Below are 14,791 nucleotides of genomic sequence, written 5' to 3' on the forward strand. Positions count from 1 at the left end.
CTTTCCCGCTCGTCACCCGGGCTCCGGGGCCCCTGCGCCCGTCACCCAGGCTCCGGGCTGCCCGGAGCCGCCGCGGCCCCGGGGGACCGTGCCGAGGAACCGCACATGGGGCCGTCCCCCGCCGTCGTCCCGGGTGACCGCCGCCCGTACGCCGTAGACGTCCGCGATCAGATCCTCGGTGATGACATCGGCCGGGACGCCGCCCGCCACCGCGCGCCCCTGGCGCAGGACCACGACCTCGTCGCAGTACATCGCGGCGAGGTTCAGGTCGTGCAGGGCGATGACGGTGGTGACCGGGAGCGTGGCGACCAGGTTCAGCAGCTCCAGTTGGTGCTGGATGTCGAGGTGGTTGGTCGGCTCGTCCAGGAGGAGTTCGCGGGGATCCTGGGCGAGGGCGCGGGCGATCTGGACGCGCTGCCGCTCGCCGCCGGACAGGGTGTGCCAGGACTGGTCTGCGCGGTCCGTCAGCGCGGTGCGGTCCAGGGCCGTCCGTACGGCGGCGTCGTCCTCGGCGGACGGCGCCGACCAGGCACGGCGGTGCGGGACGCGGCCGAGACGTACGACCTCGCGGACGCTCAGCTCGACCTGCGTGTCGGTCTGCTGCTCGACCACGGCGACCCGGCGCGCGACCGCCCTGCGGCCCACCTCGCCGAGCGTCCTGCCGTCAAGGGTGACGACGCCCGAGGTGGGGGCGAGGACACCGGAGAGCAACCGCAGCAGGGTGGACTTGCCCGAGCCGTTCGGGCCGAGCAGCCCGACCGTGGCGCCGGGCGGGGGCGTGATCGAGACGCCGTCGAGGATGAGCCGGCCCCCGGCGGTACGGGAGACCCGGTCGGCCGTCAGGCCGGGCGGTGCGGTCGTCGTCAACGTGTCCTCCGGGTGCGGTGGAGGACCAGGACGAACGCCGGTACCCCGATGAGCGAGGTCACCACGCCGACCGGCACCTCCTGCGGGTCGAGCACCGTACGGGCCAGGGTGTCGACCCACACGAGGAAGACCGCCCCGGTCACCGCGGTGACCGGCAGCAGCCTGCTGTGTCCCGGGCCGACCAGGGCGCGGGCGGCGTGCGGCAGGACGAGCCCGACGAAGCCGATCGCGCCGGCCGAGGAGACCAGCGCGGCCGTCAGCAGCGCGGTGACGCAGAGCAGGACGAGGCGCGTACGGGCCACGGAGACGCCGAGGTGCCCGGCGGCGTCCTGCCCGAAGGCGAACGCGTCGAGCGTGCGCGCGTACCCGCCGCACACCAGCAGCGCCACCGCGAGGACGGCGCCGCAGACCTGGACGTCGGTCCAGTCGGCGCCGCTGAGCGAGCCGAGCAGCCAGAACAGCACCCCGCGCGTGGTCTCCGCGTCGGCGGAGGTCATCACGACGAAGGAGGTGAGGGCGGAGAAGAGCTGCATCGCGGCGACCCCGGAGAGCACCACCCGGTCCGTCGTCCCGCCCAGCGTGTGACTGAGCACCAGCACCATCGCGAAGGAGCACAGCGCGCCGAGGAACGCGCCGCCCGAGATGGACAGCGCCCCTCCCCCGGCCCCGAGCACGACCACCAGGACCGCGCCGGTGGACGCCCCCGAGGAGACCCCGAGGACGAAGGGGTCGGCGAGCGGGTTGCGCAGCAGGGACTGCATGATCGCGCCGCACACCGCGAGCCCGGCGCCGCACACGGCGGCGAGCAGGGTGCGCGGCAGCCGCAGGTTCCAGACGATGCCGTCGCGGATCGCGGTGAGGTGCGACTCGCCCCAGCCCAGGTGCGCGGCGACGACCGACCAGACGTCGCCGACGCGGATGTCCGCGGGCCCGATGGTGATCGCCACGGCGACGGAGACCGCGAGCGCGGCGAGGGCGCAGGCCCAGCCGACCGGGCGGGCCCAGGCCGCCGTCCGGACCCGGCGGAACCGGCCGGCCGGGGGCGGGACCGCGCCCGGCACGGCGGGCGCCGGCGGCTCAGACTCAGGTGCCGACTCCGGTGCCGACTCCGGTGCCGACTCCGGTGCCGAGTCCCGCTCGATCGTCGTGGCCGGCTCCGGGGGCGTGTCCCGCTCGGCGGTGGTCACTTGGCGGGCGCGTACGCGCGCAGCGCCGCCGCCACCCGCTCGACGCCCTCCACCGTACGGATGCTCGGGTTGAGCGCCTGGCCGCTGAGCCGGACGTACCGCTGGTGCTTCACCGCGTCCATGTTCCTGGTGGCCGGGTTGGTCTCCAGGAACTCGATCTTCTTCGCCGCCGTCTCGGCCGTCTGCGACTTGCGCGAGAGGTCGCCGACGACCAGGAAGTCGGGGTTCCGGTCGGCGACCGTCTCCCAGTTGATCTGGGGCCACTCGTCATGGGTGGAGTCGAAGACGTTCTTCGCGCCGACGGCCCCCGTGATGATGCCGGGCGCGCCGCAGCAGCCACCCATGTAGGGGGCTTCTGAGTTGGCGAACCAGTAGAGGAAGGTGGTGTCCTTCGCCTTCTTCGCGTCGATCCCGGCGACCGCCTTGCTCATCCGGTCCTTCAGGTTCTTGATGAGCGTGGCGCCCCGGTCCTCGACGTCGAACACCGTGGCCAGATCGCGGATCTCGCCGTACATGTCCTCCATGGTCAGCGGCTTCGCGCGCGATCCGTCGGTGGCGCCGGTGTTGTCCTTGGCGCAGTCGGACGGGGAGACGTACGTCGGCACGCCCAGCTTCTCGAACTGCGCGCGCGTGGCCACGCCGCCCTTGCCCAGGGTGGATTCGAAGGAGGAGGCGACGAAGTCGGGCTCGGCGTCCAGGACCTTTTCGAAGGAGGGGCCGTTGTCGGCCAGCCGCTCGACCTTGGCGTTCTCCTTCTCCAGGCCCTCGGGCAGCGGGTCGGTCCAGGTGGCGGTGCCGGCCATCCGGTCGCCGAGGCCGAGGGAGAGCATGATCTCCGTGGTGCCCTGGTTGAGCGAGACGGCCCGCGCGGGCGGCGCGTCGATCCGTACCTTCTGACCGCAGTTGATGACGGTACGGGGATGGCCGGCGCTCCCGGCATCCCCGGACCCGGCCCCCGGAGCGCTGTCCTGGGCGGTCGTTCCCTGTCCGCCGCAGCCGGTCAGCAGCAGGGTGCCGACGGCGAGGAGAAGAGCGGTGGGGCGGGCAAGACGTGCGATCGGCACGGAGTCGTTCCTCTGCGTCGAGGGCCCATGCGCGGAGCCCGGTCGTACGGTGCTCCCCCGCCACGGGACGCGGACGGAGGCCGCCAGCAGGTCTTCGGACTCGGGGTCATCCGGACGGGAGCGCCTTCCCGGACTTCCGTCCAGTGGCCGATGCCCCGCCCGTCGCCCTCACCGCTGCGCGTCAGCTCCGGATTCGCACCGGATTCCCTGACCCACGTACATGGGTTCGACTGGCCTCGGCAAGCTATCACAGGCGGTTTTCCGCCCTACTGCGGCACTTTCCGGCGCTTTCCGCCCGGCGGCGGCCCGGCGCGACGGACAATGAGGGATGCCCGAAACCGCGCCTGTGAGCGACCCGGTGAGCGATCCCGTGAACGTCGCCCTCATCGACGACCATCCGGTGGTCCTCGCGGGCATCGAGTCCTGGTACGCGGCCTCGGAGCGGCCGATCACGGTGACCGCCAAGGGGCCCGACCTGTCGGTGGCGACGAGCGGACCCGGCCGGGACGCGGATGTGGTGGTGCTGGACCTCCAGCTCGGCCCAGGCAGGTCGGCAGGGCTGCCCGCCTACCCCGAGCTGCGGCAGCTGGTCGCGCGGGAGCGGCAGGTGATCGTCTACACCATGCAGGACAGCCAGGAGACCGCGCTGACCTGCCTGGATCTGGGCGCGTTCACCTACCTCACGAAGGCCGAGGGCGAACGGCACCTCATGGCGGCGACCCTGGCGGCGGCCGACTGCCGCCCCTACACACCGCCCGCGCTGGCCGGGGCGTTCGGCAGCGACGCGCGCAAGGGGCGGCCCGCGCTGACCCCGCGCGAGGTGGAGGTGCTGCTGGAGTGGTTCCAGTCGGAGTCCAAGGCCATGGTCGGGGCGAGCCTGGGCCTCTCGGTCCGTACGGTGAACACCTATCTGGAGCGGGTACGGATCAAGTACGCCAACGCGGGCCGGCCCGCGACGACCAAGGCGAACCTGGTCGCGCGGGCCATTCAGGACGGGCTGACGTCGCTGGACGAGCTGTGACCCCGGGCGGCGGGGACGGCGGCGAGCGCGTCGCCGGCGCCGCCGCCCGAAACGGTGCTCGCGGCCGGGGTCATGCCGTCCGCCGGGGCGTCGAGGACGCAGGACGCCTCGACCAGCAGCCGCCCCTCGCTGCGTACGGTACGCACCCGCACCCCGTACTCGGCCTGCTCGGGGATCTCCGCCAGCGCCGTGAGCGCCGTGAGCGGACTGTCCGTCATGACGCTCACCCGCACCAGGCCGCCGCCGCGCACGACCGTGGCGCGGGCGCTGCGCTCGGCGGTCGCGAGTGCGGCGAGCACCGGCTCGGTGAGCGCGCGGCGCAGCCGCCGGTCCACCGGGGTCGAGGCCCCGCGCACGGCGAGCTGGACGTCGACGCCGTGGCGTTCGGCGACGTCGATACCGGCGCGTAGTTCGTGGAGCAGCGGATCGTGCGCGTGGTCGCGCTCCGCGAAGAGCCGCCGCAGCCGGGCTGCCTCGACGGCGGAGCGGCGCCGTACGGTCCCGTCCCCCGGTGCGAGCGAACCGTCGGCGAGCCCGGTCAGCAACGGCAGCACGGAGCGGCCGAGTTCGGCGTAGCGGGCCCGCTGGTCGGCGTGGACCTGGGCGGCGACGGCGGCCTCCGTACGGACACGCTCCTGTTCGCGCCCCGTGGCGCTCGCCGCGGCGGCGCACTCCCCGAGCGAGCGGGCCAGCATCGCGGCGGCGACCTGGAAGGTGCAGATGGCCAGGGCGCTGACGGCCATGCCGGAGGCCGCCTGCCGGGTCGGTACCCCGGCGAGCAGCAACTGCGCGAGGGTGACGGCGAGATGGCCGCCGATGAAGACGAGCGTCGGCCCCAGCCCGGCGTCGAAGAGCAGCAGCACCCCGAACCAGCCGATCTCCAGGAACGTCCAGTGCGGGGTCCCGATGAACTCCTCCACGGGCAGCCGGCTGGTGGCGACGGTCGACGCCACGACGGTGCAGGTCAGGCCGAGCACCACCCACGGGAGCGGTCGGCCGCGCCCGTCGGCGCCGAGCAGCGCGTCCGCCATGATGAGGAGGGTCAGCAGGGTGAACGCGAAGAGCTGGACCCAGGGCTGGTCGTAGCCGCGCAGGCTGGCGAGCAGGGCGGGCAGGGCGAGCCCGAGGTGCACGGCGGTGAGGATGAACAGCCCGGCCACGCGCAGCCCGGCGCGCATGTCCCGGGCGATCCGGTCGGTCAGCGGATCGGCGTCGACGCGGTCGACCGCGGCTTTCCTCGTGGCATCTGGCTGTCGGTCAGACACGGGGCCACTCCAGCCGTACGGTCGTGCCCTCGCCGGGGCGGGAGACGATCGTGGCCCGGCCGCCCGCCGACTCCATCCGCTCGGCGATCGAGCGGGCCAGCCCCCGGCGGTGTGCCGGAACGCGTGCCCGGTCGAAGCCGGCGCCCTCGTCGCGTACGACGACGGTGAGGGTGTCGCCGTCCCGGGTCGCCGTCACCGTCGCGGCCCGGACACCCGCGTGCCGGGCCACATTGCGCAGGGCCTCCCCCAGCGCGCCGCGCAGTGCGACGGCGACGGGGCGCGGGACCGGGCCCAGGGAGCCGGGCGTACGGCCGAACGCGGCGTGTACGGAGAGGGGGTGGCCGTCGAGTTCGGCGAGCAGTTCCCGCGTCAGGTCGGCCAGGCCCGCCTCGTGCTCCTCGTGTGCCGCGTCGGTCTCATGCGTCTCGCCGGCGGGCGCGCGCTCCGCCGCCAGCCTGCGCAGGTCCTTGCCCGCCTGGGTGCGGACCACGTCCGGGCTGAGGGAGCCGCCGTGCGCCGAGACCATCAGCAGGGTGGCGCACGCGGTGTCGTGCAGCGTGGCGAGGTGTTCCCGCTCGGCCGACCGCTGCGCCTGGGCGACGTCGTGCCGTCGCCGGGCCTCGGCGGCCCGCGCGCCCGCCGCGTCGGCGGCCCTGCTGCCGCGCAGCACGAGCCGGTACATCCCCTGGCAGAGCAGGGTCTGGACGAAGAGCCAGCCCACGTTGGGCAGCGCGTACGTCCAGCCGTCGGGACGGTCGAGCACCGCGCCGGCCAGATCGACGGCGGCGAGCAGCGCGGCCAGCGGCAGCGCGATCCGTGCCGGGTGGGTGAGCTGGTAGGCGACGGCGACGATGCTGACGACCACCAGCACCCACGTGCTGCCGTACCGGGTCTGGGCGGCCGGAATGGTCAGCGCCTGCGTGAGGCAGAGCGCGCTCAGCACCCCGAGGTCGGCGAGGAGGGTCCGGCGCGGGTGTCGGCCCGCCCGTGCGAGCCGGTAGTGCAGCACGCTCCAGACGATGACCCCGGCGGAGACGGCCGCGGCGGCCGGCATGGAGCCGACGGGCATGGCCGGTACGGCGAGCAGGGCGCCGGAGCAGACCACGACGACCCTGATCCGGTGGGCGTACCGGAACGCGAAGGCGACGAATTCCCGTTCGGCAGGACCGGGGGCGTGCGGGTCCGGCGGGGGCGGTGGGTCCTGGTTCTTCTCCGGAAGGCCCCCTAAGGGGTGGGGGTTCGTCCCATGCGTTTCATTCGCCTCTTGCACCACTCGGCGTCTCACCCGTCACATTTCCCGTGCCGATTGTCGGTCGATTGACCGTCACACGCCGGAGGCCTCCGGCGATACCGTTTCTCCGGTCAGGGTCCTGACGTTTCGACCGTTCTCAGGGGGGAGCGGTCGTTGTGGCCGCACGCACCCCTGCCTCATGGGGGTGGGCAGGGGTACGTGCGGGTTTACCCTCAGATGCCCGTACGAGGTCGGTTCACGCGTACGGATGAATCCGTCCCGAGGCCCGCCAAGGGATCGTCCTCGGGGCCGGCCTGAGGGCCGGTCAGGGGGAGCCCCGCGTAGTTCTCCGCCAGCTCGGCGGCGGCGTGCGGCGAGGACGCGATCCGGTCGAGCTGCGCGAGCTGGAGGCGGGTCTCGAAGGCGGACTGCGCCGGATCGGTGTGCAGGGTCGTGGTCATGAAGGACGAGAAGTGCTCAGCCCGCCACACCCGCCGCAGACAGGTGTCGGAGTACGCGTCGAGCAGGGCGGTCGAGCCGGTCCCGTACACCTCGGCCAGGGCGCGCGCGAGGACGATGACGTCGGCCGCCGCCAGGTTGAGCCCCTTGGCGCCGGTCGGCGGGACGATGTGCGCGGCGTCCCCGGCCAGCAGCACCCGGCCGTACCGCATCGGCTCGGTGACGGAACTGCGCATGGGCAGAACGGACTTGGCGGTGACGGGGCCGCGCTCCAACGGCCGCCCGCGCTGCGGGCGCTGTCCGCGCTGCGGGCGGAGGGCGAGGCGGGCGTCCAGCTCGTCCCAGATCCGCGCGTCGGGCCAGTCGGCGGGGTCGGTGCCGTTCTCCACCTGGAGGTAGAGCCGGCTGACGGTGGGGGACCGCATGCTGGCCAGGGCGAAGCCGCGCTCGGAGTGCGCGTAGATCAGCTCGTCGTACCCGGGCGGCGCGTCGGCCAGGATGCCGAGCCAGGAGTACGGGTACGTCCGCTCGTACGTCGTCCGCACGCCCTCCGGTACTGCGGCGCGCGTCACGCCGTGGAAGCCGTCACAGCCGACGACGTAATCGCAGGTCAGCGTCTGCTCGCGGCCCTCGTACAGGTAACGGACGGCGGGCGCGGCGGAGTCGGCGCCCGTCACCGCGAGCGCCTCGGCGCCGAACAGCAGGGGCCCGCCCCCGGCGAGCTGGAGGGCGATCAGGTCCTTGACCACCTCGGTCTGCGCGTACACCATCACCCTCCGGCCGCCGGTGAGGGCCGGGAAGTCGATACGGTGCGCCCGCCCGCCGAAGCGCAGCTCGACGCCGTCGTGGACCAGGCCCTCGCGGTCCATCCGGGCCCCGGCCCCGGCAGCGCGCAGGGCGTCCACGGTGGGCTGCTCCAGGATTCCGGCGCGCTGGCGCCGCTCGGCGTAGGCACGGTCGCGGCTCTCCAGGACCACACTGTCGATGCGCGCGTTGTGCAGCAGACGCGCCAGCAGGAGACCGGCGGGGCCGCCTCCGACGATGCCGACCGTGGTGTGCATCCGCCGCTCCGATCCATGGTCGCCATTGACCGGCGTTCGCCTGGTGAACTATCGTCCGCGTGGGCCTGAGTCTGCGTTCGCCGGGGACCCATGTCAACGCCCCGTTCCACCGAACCCGAAGCCCGGGCTCGGAAGAACCGGAGACCCGAACCGATGCCGTCCACCCCCCTTCCCCCGTCCCCGCTCCCTCCCCCTCCTGCTCCTGCTCCCGGCGAGGCGCCCGCCGAGGCCGTGAAACCGCTGATGCGCGGCGTCCGCGTCCTGCGCGCGCTCAGCGACGCCGACGGCCGGGCGAGCATCGGCACCCTGGTCCGCACCACCGGCCTCGCCCGCGCCACGCTCGACCGGGTCGTCGCGACGCTGGCCCGCATGGGGTACGTACGGCTGACCGGCCACGACGCCGTACTCGCCCCGCGCCTCATGGAGCTGGGCAACGCCTATCTGTCCGCGTCACGGCTGCCGGGACGGCTCGGCCCCCTCGCCGATCGGCTCGCGGACGAGCTGGACGAGTCGGTGTCGCTGGCGGTCCCGGACGGCGACGGCATCCGCTTCGTCCACCAGAGCACGCGGCGGCGCGCCATGTCGCTGGCCTTCCGCATCGGGGACCTGCTGCCGGCCGAACGCACCGCGCCGGGGCCGCTGATCGCCGCCGGGTGGTCCGGGGAGGAGTGGGAGCGGTGGCGGGCGCGCCGGGCCACCGACCCCGAGGACCGGGGCTTCGAGGAGCTGGCGCGGCGGGCCAGGGACGACGGCTGGGCGCTGGACGACCAGCGCGTCGAACCGGGGCTGATCGCCCTCTCCGTACCGCTCCACACCCCGTCGCCGGGTCGGGCGGGACGGACGGGGCAGCCGGTCTGTGTCGCGAGCGTCGTCAGCCACACCAGCCGGCACAGCGCCGCGTCGCTCCGGGAGACCCTGCTGCCCCGGCTGCGGGCGGCCGTGGCCGAGATGGAGCGCGAACTGGCCCGCCCGCCCGGGGAGCCCCCCACCGGCCGGCGTCCCGCGTCGGCGCGCGCCGGGCTGGCCGCGTGGACCGGCGCGTCCAAGCAGGAGCTGGGCCGGGAGTTCATCGAGTCCCTGGCCCGTGGGCTGACCGTACTGACCGCGTTCGGCGAGGACAGGGACGCGCTGACGCTCAGCGCCGTCGCCGAGGCCACCGGCCTGGCCAGGGCCACCGCCCGGCGCGCCCTGATCACCCTGGAACACCTGGGCCACGTCACCGCCGCGCCCGACCGGACGTTCCGGCTCACTCCGCGGGTGCTCTCGCTCGGCTTCCCCGCCCTGTCCCGTACGACGCTCCCCCGGATCGCCGCACCCCATCTCGCCGCGCTCGCGGGGCGGGTGCACGACTCGGCGTCCTTGGCGGTACTGGTGGGCGATGACGTCCAGTACACGGCGCGGGTGGCCACGCGGCGCATCATGAACGTCAACATCACCGTCGGCACCCGCTTTCCCGCGTACGCGACGTCCATGGGCCGGGTCCTGCTGGCCGGGCTGACGGACGAGCTCTCGTACGACGAACTGACCGCCCGGCTCGCGCGTGCCGAACCAAAGGCACTCACCCGGCACACGGTCACCCGCCCCACCGAACTGGCCGCGCTCCTGGGCGGCGTACGCCGTACGGGGTACGCCCTGGTGGACGAGGAGCTGGAGGAGGGGCTCCGCTCGATCGCGGTACCGGTCGTGGACCGTACGGGCGCGGTCGTGGCGGCCGTGAACGTCGCCATGCACACGAGCCGCCGCGATGTCGAGGCGTGCCTCACGGAGGTCCTGCCGGAGCTGCGCGCGACGGCGGCGCGGGTGGAGGCGGACCTTGACGTGGCGGGCCGCTTCACCCACGTACCCACGGTGTGACACGGCGGAAGGACCCCGCCGACCGGCGGAATGCCGGGCCGGGAGGTCCTTCCGAGAGGGCGACGCGGGGTCAGTGACCGCTGCGGTTCCCGTTGTTGTTGTTGCCGTTGTTGTTTCCGTTGCCCTGGTTGCCGTTGCCGGCATCACCGGCACCGGCATCAGCGGCACCGTCACCCGCACCGGCGTCAGCCGCGCCGTCGCCGGCACCGGCATCAGCGGCACCGTCGCCGGCACCCGCGTCGGCGGCACCATCACCCGCACCCGCATTGGCGGCGCCGGCATCGAGTCCACCGTCACCCGCACCCGCGTCAGCGGCACCATCACCCGCACCGGCATCAGCCGCGCCGTCACCGGCACCCGCGTCAGCCGCGCCGTCACCGGCGCCATCGCCCGCGCCCGCGTCGGCGGCACCATCACCCGCACCGGCGTCGGCGGCACCGTCGCCGGCGCCTCCGTCCCCGGCACCGATCTGGGCGCCGACCGCCTCCAGCGCGGTCGTCACAGGCTGGAAGAAGGTCTCACCGCCGACGGTGCAGTCGCCGCTGCCGCCGGAGGTCAGGCCGATGGCACCGCCGTCCGCGGTGAACAGCGGACCGCCGCTGTCGCCGGGCTCGGCGCAGACATTGGTCTGGATGAGACCGTTGACGATGTCACCGTTGCCGTAGTTGACGGTGGCGTCGAGACCGGTGACCGAACCGTCGGCCAGCCCGGTGGTGCTGCCCATCCGGATGACTTCCTGGCCCACGGCCGCCTCGGCGGCGGCGGCGATCTCCACGATCTGGCCGTCACCCGTGTCGACCGTGCTGAGGGCCTCGGTCGCGGGGTCGTCGTACGCGGCGAGGGCGAAGTCGCCGCCGCCCGCGAAGGTCGCGTCCTGGACGGTGGCGATCGGCTGCCCGTTCTGGGCATCCGCCCACTCCGCCGCGGCGACGCCGCAGTGCCCGGCCGTGAGGAAGCCGGGGGCGCCGTCCGCCGTCACGACGTTGAAGCCCAGGGAGCACCGCGCGCCCCCGCCGAAGATGGCGTCGCCGCCCGCGGCCAGGGGCTTGAGCTCCCCGGCGCTCCGCTTGATCCGGGCCACGTCCGAGCCGAGCGACTTCACGGTCGACTCGATCCGGTTCCACTCGGCACCGGTCACGGTGCGGTCCGCGGTGACCTGGATCTGGTTCGTCCTGGGGTCGACGGACCAGGCCGTGCCGGGGATCGTGGCCTGCGTCTTCAGCGTCTGCGAGGCGGCCTTGAGCTGCGCCGTACTGTTCTGGACGTTTCTGACGACGGCTCCGGCCCGCTTGGCCTGGAGCGCGACCTTGTTGTTGTCGCCGACGACGTTGATGACGATCTGCTGCTTCGCGGAGTCGTAGTACGACCCGGCGAAAGCATCGCCCAACTGGGCGGCGATCTGCGAGGCGAGGTCCCCGGCGGCTGCCGCGGTCACCTTCTTGGGCGTCGGCTCCGGCTCGCCGCCCTGTGAGGCATTGGCGTTCGGCAGCAGAATCGCGGCCGCCGCAATGGCTACAGCGCCACCCCCGGCGAATACGATCTTCCGCTTGGGTATGCGTTTGTGGCTCAACTCAAGACCTCCTGTGGGGGACGGAGTCCGCTCGCCGGCAGCAGACGAAGAACGCTCGGCCCTGTATACGGAGGGGACGCGAACCGCGTTCAACACAACTTCCCCGCAACCGAGTTCACCCCCTCCGTTACGGCACGGGCCCCCACCCGGATCTCCCGGGCATAACCCTGTGAAGGACGCCAATTCGCCTGGTTACGATCAGCCGACGCGTCCCCTCAAATACGGCTATACCAATCGCCCCCTGAGCGACGGAACAATCGTCGAGAAAACTTTCGAGGGCCCCGATTCCGCAATCGAAAGAGGCAGCGTTCGACTCCGTCGCACATACGGCGAACGGACTACGCGTCATGCAGAGATGGGATGATCACCGCGTGACCGTCATACGCATCGGACATGTCCTGACCCTCGCCGCGGCTGTCGTGCTGGCCACCGGTTGCAGCAGCCTGGAGCGGGAACTGGAGCGCGAGCGCGACCCCGCGAGGACGGCGACGCCGGAGCCCGCCGAGCCGGCGCCGGCACCGCCCGCGGACCGGTCCCTGCCGACCTCCGCACCGTCCGAGCCGACCGGCCCCACGGGGGCCTGCCCCGAGTCGGGCGTACGGATCACGCCCGGCCTGGTCCAGGGCGCGATGGGGCTGCGCGCGATGACCGTAACCCTGACCAACTGCGGTACGGGCCCGTACGAGTTGAACGGCTACCCCTCCGTCCGGGTCCTGGACGAGGACCGCGATCCGTACGACATCAAGGTCTTCCGGGGCACGGACGCCATCCCCATGGCGGGACCCGCCCCGGACCCCGCTCCCCTGACCCTGGAACCCGGCGAGTCGGCCCGGTCGGGCCTGAGCTGGCGCATGATGTCCCCCGACACGTCGAGGACCTATCTGGAGATCACCCCGGCCGCCGGGGAACGCCCCCAGACCATGGAGACGCCGGACGGCCCCCTCGACCTGACGGACACGGGTCAACTCGGGACGACGCCCTGGCAGAAGTCCGACTGACGGCTGCGGGACAACGAGAAGAGCGGGAGTCAGTGAGACTGACTCCCGCTCTCTCCTGTCGGCATCCGCCCTGGTCACCTACGGATTCCCGTACATGGTCCGGCGAGTGCCCCCGGCAGGATTCGAACCTGCGCACACGGCTCCGGAGCACAATCAGAATTGAGCTTGCGAATGGCCTCTGACCAGCAAGTTCCTTGACCGCAGGCGGTGTTCGGCCCCCAGCTGTATCGCAGATAGTGCGAACTGGGGTCCCGAGTGACCTCGCCCGGTCGTTGACCACGCACGGGCGCGAGCGACCGGACCGCCGCCGCGCCGGCGCGCGTTCGCCCCCCGCGCGAGACCCAAAGCGCGTTCCGTTTTCGCGGGGGAGGCGGCGGGGAGTCGTCAGGGAGGCGGGGAGTTCTCCCTGTGTGCCTCCCTGGGGCGCCTCCCCGTACCTGACCTGCGTAGATCAACGATCAGGGAGGCAGGGAGGCGGGCAGGCCAGTCCGCGAAAACCCCTCCTGAGCGCTGAGGGAAGGGGGTGTCTCTGCCTCCCTGAAGTGCTCCACTCCGGATTCCGCTTGTGCTCGGGACGCGTACCGGAGGTAGAGGGGTCCCGGTCAACTCGATCGCTCGGCACGCCCATCGCGCCCGGCGGTCCGCAGCCTCCCGTGACCGCCGCCGGGTAGAGGGGGGCCTTTACCCCGGTAGAGGGGCAGGTAAAGCCCCCTGACCTGCAGGGTAGTGGGGGTAAAGGGGTGTGGCACTCTCTTCGGAATCCCCTTCCAGGGCCCGTTCGTGGTCCAGGGCGGGCAGTCCCTCCGCCTACCAGGTCCGCTACTTCCGCTACCGCCGCTACCGCCCTGGTCAGGGGCGTGATCAGGGGTAGCGGACAGGGGCCCGGTAGCGGATGGCTGACGCTACCCGCTTCCCCTCCCGCTGAGGATCCGCCACGTCCGCCACGCCGCCACGTCGCAGGTCAGGGGCTCGGATGTGTGGCGGATGCCCGTGGTGTGGCGGATAGCTCCCGCCACACCACGGGTGCGAGTTCAGGATCAAGAGCAGAAAGGACCGCCCGCCGGGCGGACGACATTGGCGCCCACCGGCCACTGGGAGCTCCCGGCTCGGGCGCCTGCGGGAAGCGAACACGGCTTTTACCCGCCGGGGCAGCCGCCTCCCTCTCCTTACGGTGCGTGGTCACAGCGGGACGTAGCTACTGGGTAGTGGGTAGTGGGGTCCCCAGTAGAAAATCGCCTGTAGAGCCCTGTGCGGGCCTACTGGGGTGTTCCGGCCTTAGTGGGGCGCGCCCCAGTACCCACTACCCGGTTAGCCGTGTGTGGCCGTTTCGGGCGTGGGCGCAGACGGGTGCGGTCCGTATCGCCGGTACGAGTTGACCGACCCCTGAAGAGCCTCTTAGGGGGGAGAGAGACCGGCCCGGTGATCTCCCCCTAAGAGGCTCTTCAGGGGAGCGCGCCTAGCGTCGAGTACCTGCCCCCGTCTCTTGCCGGCTGGGGTGTTCGAGTGGGGGCGGGGATCCTCCGCTAGCCGCTAGTTCCCTGGTCATAGCCCGCGTGTGTCGCTAGTAGAGGTGCTAGGCCTAGCGGGGGCGGCTGCTAGGCCTAGCAGCCGCAGACCGGCCGCGTGGAGCCCCCCCCGGCCCCTGACAAACCGGCAGCCCCGAGGGCAAGCAAGAGGAGCACGCCACGCCCGTGGTGCTCCTCTTGCTTGTCCTGCGACGCGGACCTTTCTTCAGTACCCCCTCCTTGTCCTAAGAGAAGAGATGCTGCGTCATGTGCGTCATACGGACGGCAAACTGGCCCCAGACCTGCGGGAACGGCCATGACGCAGACGGCCGATCCTGCGTCATCCCTGCGTCATGTGCGTCATGCCATGACGAACCCATGACGCACACCCCAACCGCTGCGTCATGCAAAACACCAGGTCAGCGCCACGAATGACGCAGATGACGCAATGACGCAGAAATCCGCACCTCGGACAGGCGCGGCCCGGTGCCGCCTCAGGAGGCTTTTAGAGGGGGGACGGCCGCCCGCCAGGTAAAAGCCGTGTTCGTTCCCGCAGGCGCCTACGGGCCGCCGGGAGCTCCCAGCGCGGGCGCCAATGTCGTCCGCCCGGCGGGCGGTCCTTTCTGCTCTTGATCCTGAACTCGCACCCGTGGTGTGGCGGGAGCTATCCGCCCCACCACCGGCAACCCCCCCACAACCCCGCCCCAGA

At 72.6% G+C, this 14,791-nt stretch carries 10 protein-coding genes and 1 riboswitch; of the genes, 3 read left to right on the forward strand and 7 right to left on the reverse strand.

Annotation, left to right across the window (positions count from 1 at the left end; all coding sequences use genetic code 11):
• Positions 1 to 12: 12 nt before the first annotated feature.
• The 3 genes from ACFXPL_RS02570 to ACFXPL_RS02580 all read right to left on the reverse strand — a co-directional run bounded on the left by ACFXPL_RS02570 (position 13) and on the right by ACFXPL_RS02580 (position 3,118).
• Entirely contained in the window at positions 13 to 867 is an 855-nt protein-coding gene (locus ACFXPL_RS02570) for an ABC transporter ATP-binding protein (RefSeq protein WP_384911214.1), read from the reverse strand.
• Positions 864 to 1,814 carry a FecCD family ABC transporter permease gene (locus ACFXPL_RS02575; protein ID WP_384911265.1) on the reverse strand — a complete coding sequence of 317 codons (951 nt, stop codon included), beginning with the start codon at positions 1,812 to 1,814 and terminating at the stop codon, positions 864 to 866. The genes ACFXPL_RS02570 and ACFXPL_RS02575 overlap by 4 nt, the downstream gene beginning before the upstream one ends.
• A gap of 236 nt (positions 1,815 to 2,050) precedes the next feature.
• Entirely contained in the window at positions 2,051 to 3,118 is a 1,068-nt protein-coding gene (locus ACFXPL_RS02580; protein ID WP_384911217.1) for an ABC transporter substrate-binding protein, read from the reverse strand.
• A gap of 67 nt (positions 3,119 to 3,185) precedes the next feature.
• Positions 3,186 to 3,368, reverse strand: a riboswitch (cobalamin riboswitch).
• Positions 3,369 to 3,446: 78 nt separating this feature from the next.
• On the opposite strand from ACFXPL_RS02580, the gene ACFXPL_RS02585 reads away from it, so the two are divergent.
• Positions 3,447 to 4,139 carry a DNA-binding response regulator gene (locus tag ACFXPL_RS02585; protein WP_384911220.1) on the forward strand — a complete coding sequence of 231 codons (693 nt, stop codon included), beginning with the start codon at positions 3,447 to 3,449 and terminating at the stop codon, positions 4,137 to 4,139.
• Here ACFXPL_RS02585 and ACFXPL_RS02590 read toward each other — a convergent pair.
• The 3 genes from ACFXPL_RS02590 to ACFXPL_RS02600 all read right to left on the reverse strand — a co-directional run bounded on the left by ACFXPL_RS02590 (position 4,106) and on the right by ACFXPL_RS02600 (position 8,155).
• The gene (locus ACFXPL_RS02590) at positions 4,106 to 5,404 is read right to left on the reverse strand and encodes a hypothetical protein (RefSeq protein ID WP_384911222.1); all 1,299 of its coding nucleotides are present in this window, start codon (positions 5,402 to 5,404) and stop codon (positions 4,106 to 4,108) included. The genes ACFXPL_RS02585 and ACFXPL_RS02590 overlap by 34 nt on opposite strands.
• Positions 5,397 to 6,674 (reverse strand): sensor histidine kinase, encoded by a 1,278-nt coding sequence (locus ACFXPL_RS02595; protein WP_384911225.1) that lies wholly within the window; start codon positions 6,672 to 6,674, stop codon positions 5,397 to 5,399. Before ACFXPL_RS02595 ends, ACFXPL_RS02590 begins: the two co-directional genes overlap by 8 nt.
• 194 nt (positions 6,675 to 6,868) lie before the next feature.
• Entirely contained in the window at positions 6,869 to 8,155 is a 1,287-nt protein-coding gene (locus tag ACFXPL_RS02600; RefSeq protein WP_384911228.1) for a 4-hydroxybenzoate 3-monooxygenase, read from the reverse strand.
• A gap of 153 nt (positions 8,156 to 8,308) precedes the next feature.
• On the opposite strand from ACFXPL_RS02600, the gene ACFXPL_RS02605 reads away from it, so the two are divergent.
• On the forward strand, positions 8,309 to 10,009 hold the full coding sequence (locus ACFXPL_RS02605; protein ID WP_384911231.1) for an IclR family transcriptional regulator C-terminal domain-containing protein: 1,701 nt from the start codon (positions 8,309 to 8,311) through the stop codon (positions 10,007 to 10,009).
• Positions 10,010 to 10,079: 70 nt separating this feature from the next.
• Here ACFXPL_RS02605 and ACFXPL_RS02610 read toward each other — a convergent pair whose 3' ends face one another.
• On the reverse strand, positions 10,080 to 11,579 hold the full coding sequence (locus tag ACFXPL_RS02610) for a S1 family peptidase (RefSeq protein ID WP_384911233.1): 1,500 nt from the start codon (positions 11,577 to 11,579) through the stop codon (positions 10,080 to 10,082).
• Positions 11,580 to 11,950: 371 nt separating this feature from the next.
• Here ACFXPL_RS02610 and ACFXPL_RS02615 point away from each other — a divergent pair, with 371 nt between their 5' ends.
• Positions 11,951 to 12,577 (forward strand): DUF4232 domain-containing protein, encoded by a 627-nt coding sequence (locus ACFXPL_RS02615; protein ID WP_384911236.1) that lies wholly within the window; start codon positions 11,951 to 11,953, stop codon positions 12,575 to 12,577.
• Positions 12,578 to 14,791 lie beyond the last annotated feature (2,214 nt).

The sequence above is a fragment of the Streptomyces sp. NPDC059092 genome (assembly GCF_042756365.1).
Classification (GTDB): Bacteria; Actinomycetota; Actinomycetes; order Streptomycetales; family Streptomycetaceae; genus Streptomyces.

Excerpts from the sequence above, each read along its gene's own strand:
- ACFXPL_RS02585 (WP_384911220.1), top strand. The coding sequence starts at position 3,447 with ATGCCCGAAACCGCGCCTGTGAGCGACCCGGTGAGCGATCCCGTGAAC.
- ACFXPL_RS02600 (WP_384911228.1), bottom strand. The coding sequence starts at position 8,155 with ATGCACACCACGGTCGGCATCGTCGGAGGCGGCCCCGCCGGTCTCCTG.
- ACFXPL_RS02605 (WP_384911231.1), top strand. The coding sequence starts at position 8,309 with ATGCCGTCCACCCCCCTTCCCCCGTCCCCGCTCCCTCCCCCTCCTGCT.